Genomic DNA, 573 nt, shown 5'->3' on the forward strand with positions numbered 1-573 from the left:
AGCGAAAACATTTTATTAAAAGTACGTAAAAGCGTGGACTTACCACAGCCAGACGGGCCAATAAACGCGGTTACCTGGTTTTTAGCAATATCCAGATTGATGTTTTTCAGCGCGTGAAATTTCCCATAGTAAAAGTTCAAATTACGAACCTGAATCATCTTACTTAACATATTGTCAGCCATACTCTTTCTCACTAATTGCACCGCCGCAGCCGCGCTTATCAATTAATTTTTGCTTTTGGCAAAAATGACGCGCGCCAAAATATTCAGCACCAGCACACAGACAGTAATCAACAGCACACCCGCCCAGGCCAGACTCTGCCATTCAGAAAACGGGCTCATGGCAAATTTAAAGATGGTCACCGGCAGATTAGCCAATGGCTGCATCATATCGGTACTCCAGAATTGGTTGGAGAGCGATGTGAACAGAAGTGGGGCCGTTTCTCCGGCGATACGGGCAATCGCCAGCAGCACGCCGGTCAGGATCCCCGATACAGATGCTTTTAGCGTAATAGCACAGATCATCTTCCACTTCGGTGTACCCAGCGCGTAGGCGGCTTCACGCAGGCTGTCC

At 47.8% G+C, this 573-nt stretch carries 2 protein-coding genes; both read right to left on the reverse strand.

The window, feature by feature from the left end:
• The coding region (locus SPM24T3_RS24115; RefSeq protein WP_009639459.1) for an ATP-binding cassette domain-containing protein at positions 1 to 182 on the reverse strand (182 nt) is incomplete at its 3' end.
• Between the two features lie 42 nt (positions 183 to 224).
• On the reverse strand, positions 225 to 573 hold a 349-nt coding region (locus tag SPM24T3_RS24120; protein ID WP_009639460.1), incomplete at its 5' end, for an ABC transporter permease subunit.

Origin of the sequence: Serratia sp. M24T3 (genome assembly GCF_000257645.1) — a bacterium.
Lineage (GTDB): Bacteria > Pseudomonadota > Gammaproteobacteria > Enterobacterales > Enterobacteriaceae > Rouxiella.